Source organism: Streptococcus oralis (assembly GCF_023109315.1).
Lineage (GTDB): Bacteria > Bacillota > Bacilli > Lactobacillales > Streptococcaceae > Streptococcus > Streptococcus oralis_BS.
In genome coordinates this window covers 74,548-89,994 of record NZ_JALDUF010000003.1, presented here as the reverse complement: position 1 = coordinate 89,994, position 15,447 = coordinate 74,548, and the positions used below count along the sequence as shown (strand labels likewise).

At 40.0% G+C, this 15,447-nt stretch carries 14 protein-coding genes; 1 reads left to right on the top strand and 13 read right to left on the bottom strand.

Annotated elements, in window-relative coordinates; translation table 11 throughout:
* Nucleotides 1-76 precede the first annotated feature (76 nt).
* The 6 genes from M1F74_RS05010 to eno form a co-directional block, all read right to left on the bottom strand.
* On the bottom strand, nt 77-580 hold the full coding sequence (locus M1F74_RS05010) for a hypothetical protein (RefSeq protein WP_247946489.1): 504 nt from the start codon (nt 578-580) through the stop codon (nt 77-79).
* Between the two features lie 284 nt (nt 581-864).
* Complete coding sequence (locus tag M1F74_RS05005; protein ID WP_247946488.1) at nt 865-1,407, bottom strand: ClbS/DfsB family four-helix bundle protein; 543 nt, start codon at nt 1,405-1,407, stop codon at nt 865-867.
* A 125-nt stretch (nt 1,408-1,532) separates the two neighbouring features.
* On the bottom strand, nt 1,533-2,447 hold the full coding sequence (locus M1F74_RS05000; RefSeq protein ID WP_247946487.1) for a C39 family peptidase: 915 nt from the start codon (nt 2,445-2,447) through the stop codon (nt 1,533-1,535).
* Nucleotides 2,448-2,630: 183 nt separating this feature from the next.
* Entirely contained in the window at nt 2,631-3,467 is an 837-nt protein-coding gene (locus M1F74_RS04995; RefSeq protein WP_247946486.1) for an AraC family transcriptional regulator, read from the bottom strand.
* Between the two features lie 201 nt (nt 3,468-3,668).
* Nucleotides 3,669-4,163: a YkgJ family cysteine cluster protein gene (locus M1F74_RS04990; RefSeq protein WP_247946485.1), complete on the bottom strand. Its 495-nt coding sequence runs from the start codon at nt 4,161-4,163 to the stop codon at nt 3,669-3,671.
* 174 nt (nt 4,164-4,337) lie between these two features.
* Entirely contained in the window at nt 4,338-5,642 is a 1,305-nt protein-coding gene (eno, locus tag M1F74_RS04985) for a surface-displayed alpha-enolase (RefSeq protein ID WP_000022823.1), read from the bottom strand.
* 162 nt (nt 5,643-5,804) lie between these two features.
* On the opposite strand from eno, the gene M1F74_RS04980 reads away from it, so the two are divergent.
* Nucleotides 5,805-6,251, top strand: coding sequence for a DUF1694 domain-containing protein (locus M1F74_RS04980; RefSeq protein WP_247946484.1), 447 nt, complete (start codon nt 5,805-5,807; stop codon nt 6,249-6,251).
* Here M1F74_RS04980 and M1F74_RS04975 read toward each other — a convergent pair.
* The 7 genes from M1F74_RS04975 to M1F74_RS04945 all read right to left on the bottom strand — a co-directional run bounded on the left by M1F74_RS04975 (nt 6,248) and on the right by M1F74_RS04945 (nt 15,391).
* A complete protein-coding gene (locus tag M1F74_RS04975) occupies nt 6,248-7,363 on the bottom strand; it encodes a glycerate kinase (protein ID WP_247946483.1) in 1,116 nt (371 codons plus the stop codon). The two genes, M1F74_RS04980 and M1F74_RS04975, sit on opposite strands and share 4 nt — an antisense overlap.
* Nucleotides 7,364-7,372: 9 nt before the next feature.
* The gene (serB, locus tag M1F74_RS04970; RefSeq protein ID WP_247946482.1) at nt 7,373-8,017 is read right to left on the bottom strand and encodes a phosphoserine phosphatase SerB; all 645 of its coding nucleotides are present in this window, start codon (nt 8,015-8,017) and stop codon (nt 7,373-7,375) included.
* 58 nt (nt 8,018-8,075) lie between these two features.
* Nucleotides 8,076-9,509: a glycogen synthase GlgA gene (gene glgA / locus M1F74_RS04965; RefSeq protein WP_007521986.1), complete on the bottom strand. Its 1,434-nt coding sequence runs from the start codon at nt 9,507-9,509 to the stop codon at nt 8,076-8,078.
* Nucleotides 9,506-10,645, bottom strand: coding sequence for a glucose-1-phosphate adenylyltransferase subunit GlgD (gene glgD / locus M1F74_RS04960; RefSeq protein WP_247946481.1), 1,140 nt, complete (start codon nt 10,643-10,645; stop codon nt 9,506-9,508). Before glgD ends, glgA begins: the two co-directional genes overlap by 4 nt.
* Nucleotides 10,635-11,777, bottom strand: coding sequence for a glucose-1-phosphate adenylyltransferase (locus M1F74_RS04955; RefSeq protein WP_000787255.1), 1,143 nt, complete (start codon nt 11,775-11,777; stop codon nt 10,635-10,637). The genes glgD and M1F74_RS04955 overlap by 11 nt, the downstream gene beginning before the upstream one ends.
* A complete protein-coding gene (gene glgB, locus M1F74_RS04950; RefSeq protein WP_247946480.1) occupies nt 11,767-13,695 on the bottom strand; it encodes a 1,4-alpha-glucan branching protein GlgB in 1,929 nt (642 codons plus the stop codon). The genes M1F74_RS04955 and glgB overlap by 11 nt, the downstream gene beginning before the upstream one ends.
* A gap of 271 nt (nt 13,696-13,966) precedes the next feature.
* A complete protein-coding gene (locus M1F74_RS04945) occupies nt 13,967-15,391 on the bottom strand; it encodes an NADP-dependent glyceraldehyde-3-phosphate dehydrogenase (RefSeq protein WP_000199365.1) in 1,425 nt (474 codons plus the stop codon).
* Nucleotides 15,392-15,447 lie beyond the last annotated feature (56 nt).

Genomic DNA, 15,447 nt, shown 5'->3' with positions numbered 1-15,447 from the left:
TTAAGTAGTTATTTAAAAAATTTGATAGCTTAATTATAGCATATTGTAAAATGAATTACTAAACTCTTCATTCCCCCTACCCCAACTCCTTAGCTATTCTGCTTTTTTCAAGTTTACCCTTGGTAATTCGTCTCCATAAAACAAGTGGGTTCAAACTATAAGATAGGCGTAGGAGGTAATAATTGATCCATTCGATAAGAGCAAAAAGCTGTATCAACGTGGCTAAAATAGCCACTTGAACACTCTGTGTGTTCAAGAAAATAAAAGGAAAGCCTGAAATAAGTAAAATAAGGTCTAGTATTCTGAGCCCACCATATATTCTAGGGACATTTCCATTTCCGAACTGAGGATTTGACAGTCTTCTAATCAAAATCGCCCAATAGATTGAACCTTGAAGTAAAATAAATGTCAGTAAAGACAAAGGATAGAGAATGGTGACTAGACTCCTCCAATCACCAAGCCGATTTTTCAAAAGGAAAAAACAAAACCAAAAGGATAGGACGGCTGTGAACTCTCCCAAACAAAGGGACCCCAACTCTTTTCTAACGTTCTCTTTTTGTATGTTCATCATCTCACCCATCTATCTATCATCCTATATCAGAAAAACTCCATTCTAACCAGTTTATAGTCAACATTTCACAGAATCAAGGTATTCTAAGCGTCGAACACTCCAATTCCTTTAATATAAATGCAATTCTAAGTTTAGAATTGCATTTATATATATGTTTTAGATCTATTCTAAGTCTATGACAGCTTTAAATTTTAATTTTTGAAGGATTCTAAAGCTAGAAGAGCTCAAAATTCACGAGAACTAAGCTATTCGAAGCTTAGAAGAACCTTTGATGAATTTCAATAGCACTTCAACTAGCTATTCTTACAATTTTTCTGATGAGCTTTGAGTTTTTTCAGAGCCCAATCATAGTGACTGGAGGTGCTACTGACAAAGTAGGAGCCTAGACTTGTTCCTCCCGTCCACTTATAGACACCTTTTGTGAACAATTCGTCATTGCTAAAGTCTTCCAACAACTCTAAAACCTCCTTATGCGATTGCTCTAGTAGCCTAGTCGCTTCTTCTAAGGTCGTTCTCTGGTGCTTCTTCCAAAAAGAGACATTCATTTTCCCATAAGTTTTCCAATTATAAGGTTCGGGGAGAAAAGGTCTTTCATGACCCTTTTGATTGGAATGTACCCAGGTCAAAAGCAGCTGATGCCATTCATAGAGATGGATCAGGACATCCCGCAGATTTTTATCTCTATTCCAGTGGGCTTCTTTTTTCTTTTGGTCTTTTGAAAAATCAAAAGGAGTCTGTAGTTCCTCTTCACTTAATTTAGAAATAAAGTGATTGAGCTTTTCATAGTTTTCCTTAGAGGCTAGCACTAGCTCATCTTTTGTTCTTGGTCTTGGCATAGGCGTTCTCCCTTCATTTTCTAGTAGGTTAAGGTGTTTTCTTACTTCATTATACCATAATTAAAAAGCAGTTCTTCATTTTACGAAAAACCGCTTTTACGAACTATTTTTTATGCTTATTATCACTACTTTACATATAAATCTCTAAATCGACCATCCACTTCTGCTATCTGATAGAGCAAGTTGGATAGTTCTTGGTAGTCTTCTTTCAAACATGAAAGGTGGGCTTGGCCAAATAGAGTAGCCAATTCTTCTTTTAACCTTGCCCCTTCTGGATCATGGTTTTTTAAGAACTTACTGAGATAGAGATTTCGGACAGCTGCAAGTTTAAAGCTGAAATACTGATGCAATTGTTTTTGCTCCGTATTTAAGCCGTTTTCAGCAACTGCTTTTGCATAGCATTCCAACACACCGTTTTGGCCATTCAGATATCGACGCCTCATAATCCTTGCTGTTTCCTGATAGATTTCAGTCTGACTAGGATTCTTGACCTTCTTAAAATTTCCCCACATGGAGTAGGCCCCACTCTTATAGTCAATAGCCTCTGCCTTCCAAGCTTCTAATATGTCTTTAAAAGCAACCTTCATACAGGCAAAACCAGCTGGATCATGCAAATAGAGATACTGATTATCAATGTCATACACGGTTACGAAGTGATCCACACCATAAAGGATTGTGTGATTGGGATTGTAAGTCAGATGCCCCATATCAAGAGGTCCCAGAACGACAGGTCCATTGGACAGAAAGGTTTCCAACTTTCTTTTAATCTCTTCCAAATCTACTTCCGATCCATCCTTTAGATAGAAGTCCTCATAGTCAAATCCAAGTATTTTTAAAGAATGAGAGATAGAAATATCTGGCATTCCATTATCAAAAAATACTAGAGGGTGCTGGTCATCTTCCTTTACGATACTAGCGCCATTTCCCATCGCCATGATTGCCTCTAAGAACTCTGCTTTAAAGTCATAACCATAGGCATCCAGCGCCATTGCCAATGAATAGCTATAGCAAAGTGACACATCTCCAAAATACATCTGCATATTTATGCCTCCTTATCTTCTATGGGACTATTATACCGAGAAAACTATTCGCATGCCCCATAAAATCCAAACAAAAATTATGGTATGTTTGATTTATAGACATGAATTTCCACAATAAAAAACTCTGTAGAGATTCTTTCTACAGAGTTGTTTTTGCATCTTTATAAAATGTCAGAAAATGATCTAGTTCTTAATCACTGGTATCCAGAGTTCCATTTGATAGTCTGGTGACGACATATCACCTTTGGAATAAACTTCAAAGTCTGGCGCTCCTGAGTGGCGACATCCTGTTTCAGGGAAAAAGACCTCCAAGACATATTTCCAAGCATTGTGAATGCTAGCTGGTATAGGGCCTTTGACTGGTACGATAGCATATTCAGCCACTGGGATATCTTTGATTGATAGACCTAGCTCTTCTGCTTTGACTTTATCCGTCACATCATAAGCAGCCATATAGTTGATGATTTCACCCTCTTTGACATCAGAGCAGAGGCCAAAGGATTGGCCACTACCCAGACTTTCTAGGCTTTCAAAGCTGTGATGGGCATAGAGATGCTCCCAAGCAGACGGGCATTTGCTATTGTCAATAGCTTCCAATAGGACGCCTGCCACGGTAAAAGCAGGTTTCTTTTGAATTTTGATATCCATATTCTTTCCTCCTGTAATCTTTAAGGATAATTGAAGTCTAGGAAAAACCCGATAAGGTTTTCCATTTCGAACTTCTGAGGGGGTTGAACCATGGAATTTCTTAAAGGCTGCGCTGAAGGCATCCGGAGACTCATAGCCGTATTTCATCGCTATGTCAATGACCTTCTCAGAGCCTTCCCGCAAGTCTGTCACAGCTTCTGACAGCCTGCGATTGCGCAAGTATTCTGCTAAAGTCATATCTGCCAAGATAGAAAATAGCCTGCTAAAGAGAGGGTGAGAATAGCCCGATAGCTGCTGAAATCTTTTCATATCCACTTCTCCAGTCAGTTGCTGCTCCAAATAATCCATGGTTTGATTGAATTGATGCATCATATTCTTCTTTTCTTACCTCCACAAGATACAAAGGTCGTTAAAAGCAAAGTGAAAATAGGAAAATTAACGCTGGTTCTTCTGATTCTAGGTAATTTTTTCTTTTTTACATAGCTTTATGCCATGTTCAATTCTATCTATATTCTAACAAATACAGGATACTTCCACCCTAGAATCTTTGTACAAGATTTAAAGGTGTAAATTCTATAACTTATCTTTTAATTTCTCAACAAAGAGATAGGCTGCTGGGCAGGTCAAGGTATTTTTGATTGTCAGATGATTAATCTGATGAATCTTCTTGCGATCTGTATGGGGGAATTCGCGACAGGCCTTGGGACGAACATCATAGATAGAGCAGAGATTATCTCCTCCTAGAAAGGGGCAGGGCATGGATTTGAAAACCTTGTCCCCATCTTCATCTATCTGCAGAAACTCCTCTTCAAAAGCTGGCAGCTTCATCTTGAAATACTTGGCAATGCGGACAATGTCGGCTTCCTTAAAGTCTGGTCCCAAAGTCTTGCAACAGTTGGCACAGGCAGTACAATCAATCTCAGCAAAGACTTCTTGGTGAATCTGCTGAGCAATCTTATCTAAGTTCTTAGGAGGTTTTTTCTTTAGATTAGCTAAAACTTTGCGATGTTCCTTCTGCTTTTGCAAGGCTAGCTGGTGGTAATATTTAATATCAATCTCTTTAGACATAATTTCTTCCTAATACAAGTGTTTTTGTCCATTATACCATAAACTATTTTCTATTTTTTGCCTTTATATACAAAAAGCCCTTCGGATAAAATCCGAGGGGCCAAAAACGTTGTTAAATCAACGACCGAACTTTTGAATTTCAAGATTCGGGATAAAATAGTTCACTGGACTATTTTATTTTTTCAAGTTGTAGAATGATTTCAATCCACGGTATTCAGCTACTTCACCAAGTTGGTCTTCGATACGAAGCAATTGGTTGTATTTAGCGATACGGTCTGTACGTGAAAGTGAACCAGTCTTGATTTGTCCTGCGTTAGTTGCAACTGCGATATCAGCGATTGTTGAATCTTCAGTTTCACCTGAACGGTGTGATACAACTGCAGTGTAACCAGCTTCTTTCGCCATTTCGATAGCGTCGAATGTTTCAGTAAGAGTACCGATTTGGTTAACTTTGATAAGGATTGAGTTAGCAGCGCCTTCTGCAATACCTTTTTCAAGGTAAGAAGTGTTTGTTACGAAGAAGTCGTCACCAACCAATTGAACTTTACCACCAAGACGTTCAGTAAGAGCTTTCCAACCGTCCCAGTCGTTTTCATCCATACCATCTTCGATAGTGATGATTGGGTATTTGTTTACCAATTCTTCAAGGTAGTCGATTTGTTCTGCAGCAGTACGTACAGCAGCGCCTTCACCTTCAAATTTAGTGTAGTCGTAAACTTTACGTTCTTCATCATAGAATTCTGATGATGCACAGTCAAATCCGATAAAGACATCTTTACCTGGAACATAACCAGCAGCTTCGATAGCAGCAAGGATAGTTTCAACACCGTCTTCAGTTCCTTCGAAACGAGGAGCGAATCCACCTTCGTCACCTACGGCTGTTTCAAGACCACGAGATTTAAGGATTTTCTTAAGAGCGTGGAAGATTTCAGCACCCCAACGAAGAGCTTCTTTGAATGTAGGTGCACCAGCAGGTACAATCATGAATTCTTGGAAAGCGATTGGAGCGTCAGAGTGAGAACCACCGTTGATGATGTTCATCATTGGAGTTGGAAGAACTTTAGTGTTGAATCCACCAAGGTAGCTGTAAAGTGGGATTTCAAGGTAGTCAGCAGCAGCACGAGCTACAGCGATAGACACACCAAGGATTGCGTTTGCACCCAATTTACCTTTGTTAGGAGTACCGTCAAGTGCGATCATAGCACGGTCGATAGCTTGTTGGTCACGTACATCGTAGCCGATGATAGCTTCAGCGATGATGTTGTTTACGTTGTCAACAGCTTTTTGTGTACCAAGACCACCGTAACGAGATTTGTCACCGTCGCGAAGTTCAACTGCTTCGTGTTCACCAGTAGAAGCTCCTGATGGAACCATACCACGTCCGAAAGCACCTGATTCAGTATAAACTTCTACTTCAAGTGTTGGGTTACCGCGTGAGTCTAGGACTTCGCGAGCGTAAACATCAGTAATAATTGACATTTTTTACTCTCCTTTGAGTTAAATTTTTTACACCTCTATGATACCTTAAAAATAAGCGTTTTTCAAGAAAAAACGTTATCTTTGTGCAAATTTTCCTTAACTTTATAAAGTAATCGCTTTCTTTTATCTGTTTTCATGCGATTTTTGTGATATACTGTTTTTATGACAGATTTATCAAAACAACTACTTGAAAAAGCTCATGGTGGGTCGAAATTAAATCCTGACGAACAACGCCGCTATCTCGGCACTTTCGAGGAAAGGGTTCTTGGCTATGCGGATGTTGAGACGGCCAATAGCCTTCAACTCCAAAAAGGATTTTTAACGATTTTGGAAAACTTTCAAGAAAAGACAGAGAGTCTTTTTGTGAAGATTTCGCCAAATATCGAGTTTGACAAACAAGTCTTTTACTTAAAACAAGCAAAGGAAAGCAACTGCCAGGCGACTATTGTTTCAGACGATCATATCACCTCTCCTTTTGGTCTAGTTATTCACACGAATGAACCTGTTCAAGTAGATGAAAAGGACCTTAGACTTGCATTCTCGAATCTCTGGGAGAAGGAAAAGACAGAAACTCCGAAAAAATCCATCTGGAAAAAATGGTTGGGTTAATTCTTCCTCAACTTTAATAAACGACCAATATTAGCAGCTGTGTGCTCCAAATAGAGGCTTTCTTTTTTCAGACTATCTTCTAGTGGTTCACTTTTCTCTAAAATAGAAAAGGCTGCCTGTATATTTTCGAATGGTAGGGGAGGCAAATCGTCAGCAAGACTACCGCAAATAGCGATAACAGGAACTCCGTTAGGGGTTCTTTTTGCTACACCGATAGGAGCTTTTCCAGCAAAGCTTTGACAGTCCAGTCTGCCCTCTCCGACAATAACCAAGTCAGCACCTGCAACTTTCTTATCAAAGTCAATCAAATCCAAACAGGTGTCAATCCCAGATACGATACTAGCCTGAGCAAAGGCACAGAGACCAGCAGCAATACCCCCACCTGCTCCTGCTCCTTTCAGAGGTAGGGTGGAAGGTGAGAATTTTTCATAGAACCGCCACATAGCCAAATCTACCGTCTCAAACAAAGCAGGATCCAAGCCCTTTTGTTTTCCAAATGTATAGGTTGCCCCTTGATGACCACATAAAGGGCTCACGACATCTGCTAAAATGCGGATTTTCACATCTTCAGGTATCCTATACAACTCGCTGTCTGAAACTGACTCAAACTCAAGCAAAGTCTGACCGCAAGCTGGCAATTCTTTTCCATTCTTATCATAAAAACGATAACCCAGACCAGCAGCAATGCCTATTCCGCCATCATTACTCGCTGTACCACCTACACCGATATAGATTTCTTTCATTCCTTGATCAATGAGATGGCGAATCAACTCCCCGATACCTCTGGTTTGGATGTGGAGAGGGTTTCGTTTCTCATTCGGAATCTTTCCAAGACCAACCAAGTCAGCAACTTCGAAGAGCGCTATTTGATCTTTTTGAAAGTAGCGCATTGATTCTTTTAGCCCAAAAGGCCCCGTCACCTCTTGCCATTTTTCTTCGAGTTCAAGAGAATGGCGAATAGCATCTACAGTTCCTTCCCCACCATCACCAACAGGACAGAGCAGACATTCTACATCCGCTATTGACTGTTCAAAGCCTTTTTTTATAGCTTGAGCGACCTCTTCTGCTGTCAAACTTTCTTTAAAAGAATCAGGTGCAATTACAATTTTCATAGTTCCCTCTCATTCTAAGAAATCAATCAAAGGTAGAACTTCCAAAAAATCCCTCGTATCTACATGACAAGCTATCTCTGTTTTTACGACCTCTTTGGCACAAAATGCAATACCACGTCCTGCTGACTTTAACATCAAGAGGTCATTGGCACCATCACCGATAGCAATCGTTCTTTCTTTGGGTAGTTCTAATTCCTTTCTCCATTTCTCAAGAGTAGCATTTTTTACTTGACCTGTCACAATTTCACCAACTAATTTTCCTGTTAAAAATCCGTCTTTGACTTCTAACTGGTTGGCGGAGAAATAGGAAATACCAAGGGATTTTGCTAATCTCTCAACTATTGGTGCAAATCCACCAGACACTAGACCGACTAGAATACCCTTCTTTTGAAGGATGTAGATAAATTCTTGAGCATTCTTGGACAGATGAATGGATTTGAAGACAGTATCAAAGACCGAAACCGGAAGGCCTTTTAACAAAGCTACCCTCGCTCGTAAACTTGTTTCAAAGTCCAGTTCACCTCGCATTGCCTGTCTTGTAATCTGCGAAATTTCTTCTTCGCAACCTGCTTCTCTTCCTAAAAGATCAATCACTTCCTCTGCTATCAGGGTTCCGTCAACGTCCATGACACAGAGCCCCATTACTTGAGACATAAACTTTCCTTTCTAAACAGCCCAAAAATCGTATGAAGTTATCATACGATTTTATCTATTAGTTGACTAGACTATTGTACAAGTCAAGATAAGACTTGCAAGCTGTATCCCATGAGAAATCACATTCCATAGCTTGTTTTTGTAGATTTCTCCAAACGTCTGGCTGATTCTTATAAACATCCAAGGCTGTTTGGAAACTCCAGTTAAGCCAGTATGGTGTTAAATTATCGAAGCTAAATCCAGTACCAGTACCTTCAATCGGATTGAAGGATTGAACTGTATCTCTTAGTCCGCCCACTTCATGAACCAATGGTAGTGTTCCATAACGCATAGCCATCATTTGAGACAAGCCACATGGTTCAAAACGGCTTGGCATGAGGAAGAGGTCGCAAGCTGCGTAGATTTCTTGAGCCAGTTTGACGTCAAAAGTGATATTTGCTGATAGCTTGTCAGGATAGACTTGAGCAAACCAAGAGAAGGAATGTTCAAAAGCTGGGTCACCTGTTCCTAAAAGGACTATTTGAACATCCTCCTGTAAGAAACGATGCAAGCTTTCTACAACGACATCAAAGCCTTTTTGGCGTGTCAAACGAGAGACAATCCCAACTAGAGGAACATCTGATCGCACAGGTAGACCAACTCTCTCTTGCAATTTTGCTTTGTTTTGAGCTTTTCCAGACAAATCATCTTTACCAAAATGATAATCTAAAAGTGGGTCTGTCTCAGGATTATAAAGATCTGCATCAATTCCATTGACAATACCCGAAACCTTGCCTGACTCCATGCGAAGAATCTGGTCCAAACCGCAACCGAATTGACTGGTCATAATCTCATGTGCATAGCTAGGAGATACGGTCGAGACACGATCCGCGTAGAGAATACCTGCTTTCATCCAGTTGAGACAATCATTCCAGCGAAGGGTGCCATCAGCATAGCGCTCAAAGCCAACTCCAAACAAATCCCACAACATTCCTTCAGAAAACTGTCCTTGGAATTCCAAATTGTGAATGGTTAGAACAGTTTTAATTCCTTGATAGGCCTGAATCCAATGGTACTTTTCTTTTAACAAGAAGGGAATCATGGCTGTGTGGTAATCATGAACATGGAGAAGGTCAGGGATAAAGCCGATGCGCTCCATGGCTTCAAGAGCAGCCAGTTGGAAAAAGGCAAAGCGTTCACCATCGTCAAAATCACCGTACACATGACCACGGAAGAAATAATATTGATTATCAATGAAGTAGAAGGTAACCCCATTCAAGACCGTTTTCTTAATACCACAGTACTGTCTACGCCATCCTACACTAACTTCAAAGTGGAGAACATCCTCTATCTGGTCACCAAACTTAGCTTCTACCATATCATAGTAAGGCAAGAAAACTGCAACTTCGTGCCCTGCTTTTACAAGTGATTTAGGAAGTGCACCAATAACGTCTCCCAAACCACCTGTTTTTGAAAAGGGTGCTCCTTCTGCCGCTACAAATAAAATTTTCATGAATAAATGTCCTCTGTTACTGTTTCGCCCTTCTTAACTACAACTGGATGTTCTGCTGTTCCTCGAATGACAACATCGTCCGCAACTTCAACTCCTTTGTCTAGAATGGCATATTCAACCTGGGCTCCTTGACCAATCACAACACGAGGGAATAAAATGCTGTCCTTCACCACACTATCTTTGTGAACATAAATATTACGAGATAGGACTGACTGAACTACCTCACCCTCAATGATACTACCAGAAGCGAACTGAGAAGTACTTACTTTTGAAGTATTCGCATAGTAGGTTGGTTCTTCATTCTTAACTTTTGTATAAATCTTTTGATTTGGTGAGAAGAGTGAGTAGAACTTTTTAGATTCAAGCATATCAATATTTGCTTGATAATAGGACTGGACAGAATGAATGTTTGCTAAGTAGCCTGTGTATTCGTAAGCAAAAGCTCCTTCTTTTACAGCTAAATCGCGGAGAACATAGCGCAACTTTTCAGGATATTCTTTTTGAACTTCTTCTTCAAGTCGTTCAATCAACCACGGAGTATCAACGACGAATATATCTGTAGACATGTTGAAAAGTTCATCTGTTGATTTGGCATCAAAAAGTTTATGAGAAAGAACATGGTCTGTTTCATCCACTTCCAAGATGGCATTAACATCTGAAATATCCTTTTTAGGTAATTTCTTATAAACAACTGTAATCGGACGACCGGCAGTAGTATGTAAATGGAATACTTGATTGAGGTCAATATTCACCACGATATCACAGTTAAGTGCAACCGTCTGATTTGATCCTGAACGTTTCAAATAAGTGAGAAGCTGTTGGTAATATTCTTTCCCAACTGTGCTACTTTCAACACTCGTATTATAAATACCTAGATAGTAGTGACTGAGAAGGGTAGATAAGCCCCACTCACGTCCTGAACGAATATGGTCAAAGACTGAACTGATATTGTCTTGTTGGAAAATTCCAAAGACACTACGAACACCAGCATTTGCAAGGCTAGAAAGAGGGAAATCAATTAAACGATATTTTGCTCCAAATGGCAAGCTAGCCACCGGACGGTGTTCTGTTAACGTTGACATATCATGAAAACCAACGGTGTTTCCTAAAATGGCTGAATATTTATCAATCTTCATCTGATGCTACCCCCACTACTTCATTGTATCCTACTACTTGTACTTCGTCTGTTCCATCAATTTCGACACCTTCAGAAATAACAGCACCCTCACCAATAATGGCACGTTTAATTTTTGCACCTTTTCCGATAATGGCACCACTCATGATTACAGAGTCTACTACTTCAGCACCCTCACGTACTTGCGCTTCTGTTGAGAGAATGGAATGCTTAACAGTTCCATCCACGAGACAGCCATCCACAACTAAAGAATCTTCTACATGAGCGTGTTTTCCAATAAAGTTTGGTGGTGAAATCAAGTTCCGTGAGTAGATTTTCCACTGACGATCACGACTATCCAAAGCGTTGTTTGGATCAATGTATTCCATATTGGCTTCCCATAGAGACTCGATAGTACCAACGTCTTTCCAGTAACCCTTGAATTCATAAGCATAGACACTTTCACCAGACTCAAGGTAATTTGGAATAACGTTTTTGCCAAAGTCTGACATATCTACCTTGTTCTTTTCAGCAGCAACAAGCATATTGCGGAGACGTTTCCAATCAAAAATATAAATCCCCATTGAAGCCTTTGTAGACTTAGGTTCTGCTGGTTTTTCTTCGAATTCGACGATACGATTGTTTGCGTCAGTATTCATGATACCAAAACGGCTAGCTTCTTTGAGGGGTACATCCAAGACAGCTACTGTCAAACTGGCATTGTTGTCCTTGTGAGATTGGAGCATATCATCGTAGTCCATCTTGTAGATGTGGTCACCAGAAAGGATCAAAACATATTCTGGATTGATACTGTCGATGTAGTCAATGTTTTGGTAGATAGCGTGGCTAGTTCCTTCAAACCAACGATTTCCCTCGCTTGCAGAGTAGGGTTGAAGGATGGAAACACCTGTGTTAATACCATCTAGTCCCCAGCTCGAACCATTTCCGATATGGTTGTTCAAGGCAAGAGGTTGATACTGCGTAATAACACCGACGTTGTGAATCCCAGAGTTAGCACAGTTTGAAAGAGCAAAGTCAATGATACGGTAGCGCCCACCGAATTGCACTGCTGGTTTGGCAATGCTTTGAGTGAGTTTTCCGAGACGTGTTCCTTGCCCACCGGCAAGGATCAAAGCTAGCATTTCATTCTTCATTTTCTACTCCTTTTTGGGTTTTATTTGTGACAGTTTTAGTTGGTTTCAAGCGACGTTTAATCTTCCAGATACTTGCTCCCATAGCTGGCAGGGTAAAAGTCAAGGTCTGCTCATAATCCTTCCATAATCCTTCTTGAGTTTGAACCGTTTGGTTGTATTCTTTCCAGACACCACCCCATTGTTCCAATTCTGTATTCCAAACTTCTTCATAAACTCCTGCGACAGGAAGTCCGATTGTAAAGTCTTTTCGTTCAACAGGCGCCATATTAAAGACACAGACTAGCATTTCACCCTTTTTACTCTTACGAATAAAGGAAAGGACACTCTGATCTCTATTATCCGCATCGATAATTTCGATGCCATCGTAGCTGGTGTCAATTTCCCAAAGGCAACGGTGCTCTTTATAGAATTGATTGAGTTGAGAAGTGAAGTACTTCATCTTAGCATTCATTGGATCTTCCAAGTTAGACCATTCTAGCTGTTCCTCAGACTTCCACTCTAAGAACTGACCATATTCGCTTCCCATGAACAAGAGTTTCTTACCTGGATGACAAATTTGATAAGTGTAGAGATTTCGCAAACCTGCAAATTGATTGTATCGATCTCCCCACATCTTGTGCATCATGCTTTTCTTACCATGTACGACTTCATCATGCGAGAATGGTAAGAGGTAGTTTTCATTGAAAACATACATAAAGCTGAAGGTCACAAGATTAAAATCATACTTGCGATAAATTGGATCTTCCTCGTAGAAACGGAGAATATCGTTCATCCAGCCCATATTCCATTTATAGTCAAAGCCAAGACCACCCATTTCTTTCATGCCAGTAATCTTTGTTGCTGATGAACTTTCTTCTGCAATCATCATGATATCTGGATGAGCTAACTTAATCACTGTGTTTAAACGTTGAAGGAAATAATAACCCTCGTAGTTAAGATTCCCACCATCCTTATTTGGGGTCCAAGGAGCATTATCATAATCTAGGTACAGCATATTGCTAACAGCATCTACCCGAATGCCATCTAAGTGGTAAAAATCAATCCAAAATTTAATACTTGAAATCAGGAAAGACTGGACCTCATTTTTCCCAAGGTCAAAATTCAGCGCACCCCATCCATAGTTATGAGCCTTATTGTGGTCTTGGTATTCAAAAGTTGGTGTACCGTCATAATATGCCAAGGCATCATCATTAATAGTGAAATGGCCTGGTACCCAGTCTACGATAACACCGATATTATTTATATGACACTCTTCAACGAAATCTTGGAATTCCTCAGGTGTACCGTAGGAATGTTCAAAAGCAAAGTAACCCATAAGCTGATAGCCCCAACTCAATCCAAGCGGGTGAGCCATTAAAGGCATAAACTCAATATGTGTATAGTTCATTTCAACCAAATAAGGAATCAACTCTTCCTTCAGCTGTGAAAAACTATAGGGACTGCCATCTGGATTTCTCTTCCAAGATCCTGCATGGGCCTCGTATATATTAACTGGTCTCTCGAAAAATCCCAGACGTTTGCGACGTGCTAGCCAAAGTCCATCTTTCCATTTCTTTTCACGGATATTGGTCAAAACAGCTCCTGTACCCGGTCTAGCTTCAAAATAAACTGCCAAAGGATCAATCTTCATAATCTGGTGACCATTTGCACGAGTGATATGGTATTTATAGATTTGTCCTTCTTGAGCTAGGCTAGTAAAAACTTCCCAAACTCCCGACTCATTCCGTACCATAGGAATCTGGTGCTCTGTCCAGTTAGTGAAATCACCAACTAAGTGCACAGCCTGAGCGTTAGGTGCCCAAACACGGAAAGTAAAACCAATTTCTCCGTTTTTCTCCTCTCTATGTGCTCCTAAATAATGCTGGAGGTGAAAGTTTTCACCTGTAGTAAAGGTTCTTAATGCTTCTTGATTATTCATTCGATCCCCTCTCTTTTGTAAGCGTTTTCTATAATTCTATTATACACTCTTTTAAGATAACTTTCAAGTAATTTACGAAGAAAATCATATTTTTTTATGAAAGTCTTCAAAAAATTACCGAGCATTTTAAAAAATATATCCCGAAAATAGAATACGAAACAATTTCCATATATTTTTTTATTATAATACCAAAATATTCGTTTTTTCTCAATTTTTAAGTAATTTTTTTGAAAAAAATAAAACCAGGAAAAAGATTTCCTGATTTTATAGATTATTTCACATCAAAAACAATGGATTTAACATTTGTCATCGCTTCGATACTATATTTAATTCCTTGCACTCCTGCACCAGAACCTTTTACACCAAGGAATGGGAAATTATCTGGTCCACGTTGTGTTTTATTATTAATATGAACGGTTCCCACTTCAAGTTTCTCAGCGATTTCAAATGCCTTCTTAAAGTCATTTGTAAAGACAGAGGATTGAAGACCAAACTCAGATTCATTGGCAATTGCTACTGCTTCATTCGCATCTGCGACACGGATAATTGGGAGAACAGGTCCAAACGGTTCTTCCCAGGCTACTTTCATATCTCTTGTAACTTGGTCAAAAAGCACTGGCCAGAGAAGATTGCCTTCACGCTTGATTGGTGTAAGAGCCTTAGCACCTTTTTCTTGTGCATCTTCGATCAATCCCCAGATGAAATCAGCTGAAGCATTATCAATAACAGGTGTGATATCAGCATTGTCAAATGGATCACCGACTGTTAGCTTAGCGACTTTGGCCTGGAGCAATTCGGCTAACTTGTCTGCTACGCTTTCTACAACTAAGACACGTTTAATAGCGGTACAACGCTGACCAGAGTAGCTAAATGCACCACCTACGATTTGATTGGCTGCATTCTCTAAATCTGCATCTTCTAAAACGATTGCTGCATCTTTCCCGCCAAGCTCCAGCATAATTGGGCGCATACCAGCTAAACGACCGATACGCTCCCCAATCGGTGTTGATCCTGTAAAGTTAATGAAGTTGACTTCCTTGTGTTCAATGATATAATCCCCAATTTCAGAACCTCGTCCAGTGATGGTATTGAAGACACCTGCTGGGATTCCGGCTTCGTCAAATGCTTTAGCCAGCAAGAGACCAGAAATAGATCCTTGCGTTGGTGGCTTAAACATAACGACATTTCCTGCAATCAGAGCCGGAGCAATCTTAGATCCAGAAAGATTGACTGGGTAGTTAAATGGCGCGATAGCTAAGACAACTCCAACTGGCTCACGACGAACAACGGCTAGTTTGTTCTTACTTGCAGCTTCAAAACCGCCACCTTCCATTGCTTGTCCAGTAATACGGAGACCTTCTTCAGCAGCAAAACGAATCAAATCTGCTGTACGTACTACTTCTCCAATGGCTGCTTTAATCCCTTTTGCAACCTCTTTGGCAAGAATTGTACCAATTTTTTCTTTATCACGTTCTAAAATATCTGCTGTCTTATGCAAATAGGCTGCACGCTCAACTGGTGCTAAATCACGCCATGCTGGGAGAGCTGCACGCGCAGCTTTCATAGCCTCATCTACTTCAGACTGGCTCATAGCGGGTACTGTACCTAATTTTTCTTGATTGATTGGTGAATAAATCGTAATTTCCTTTTCAGATGATTTCCATTCTCCATTTACTAAATTCTGATATCTTGTCAAATTCTCGTCCTCCTGAAAATGATTAAAACTTATTTTATCAAATTTTCAGAAAATTA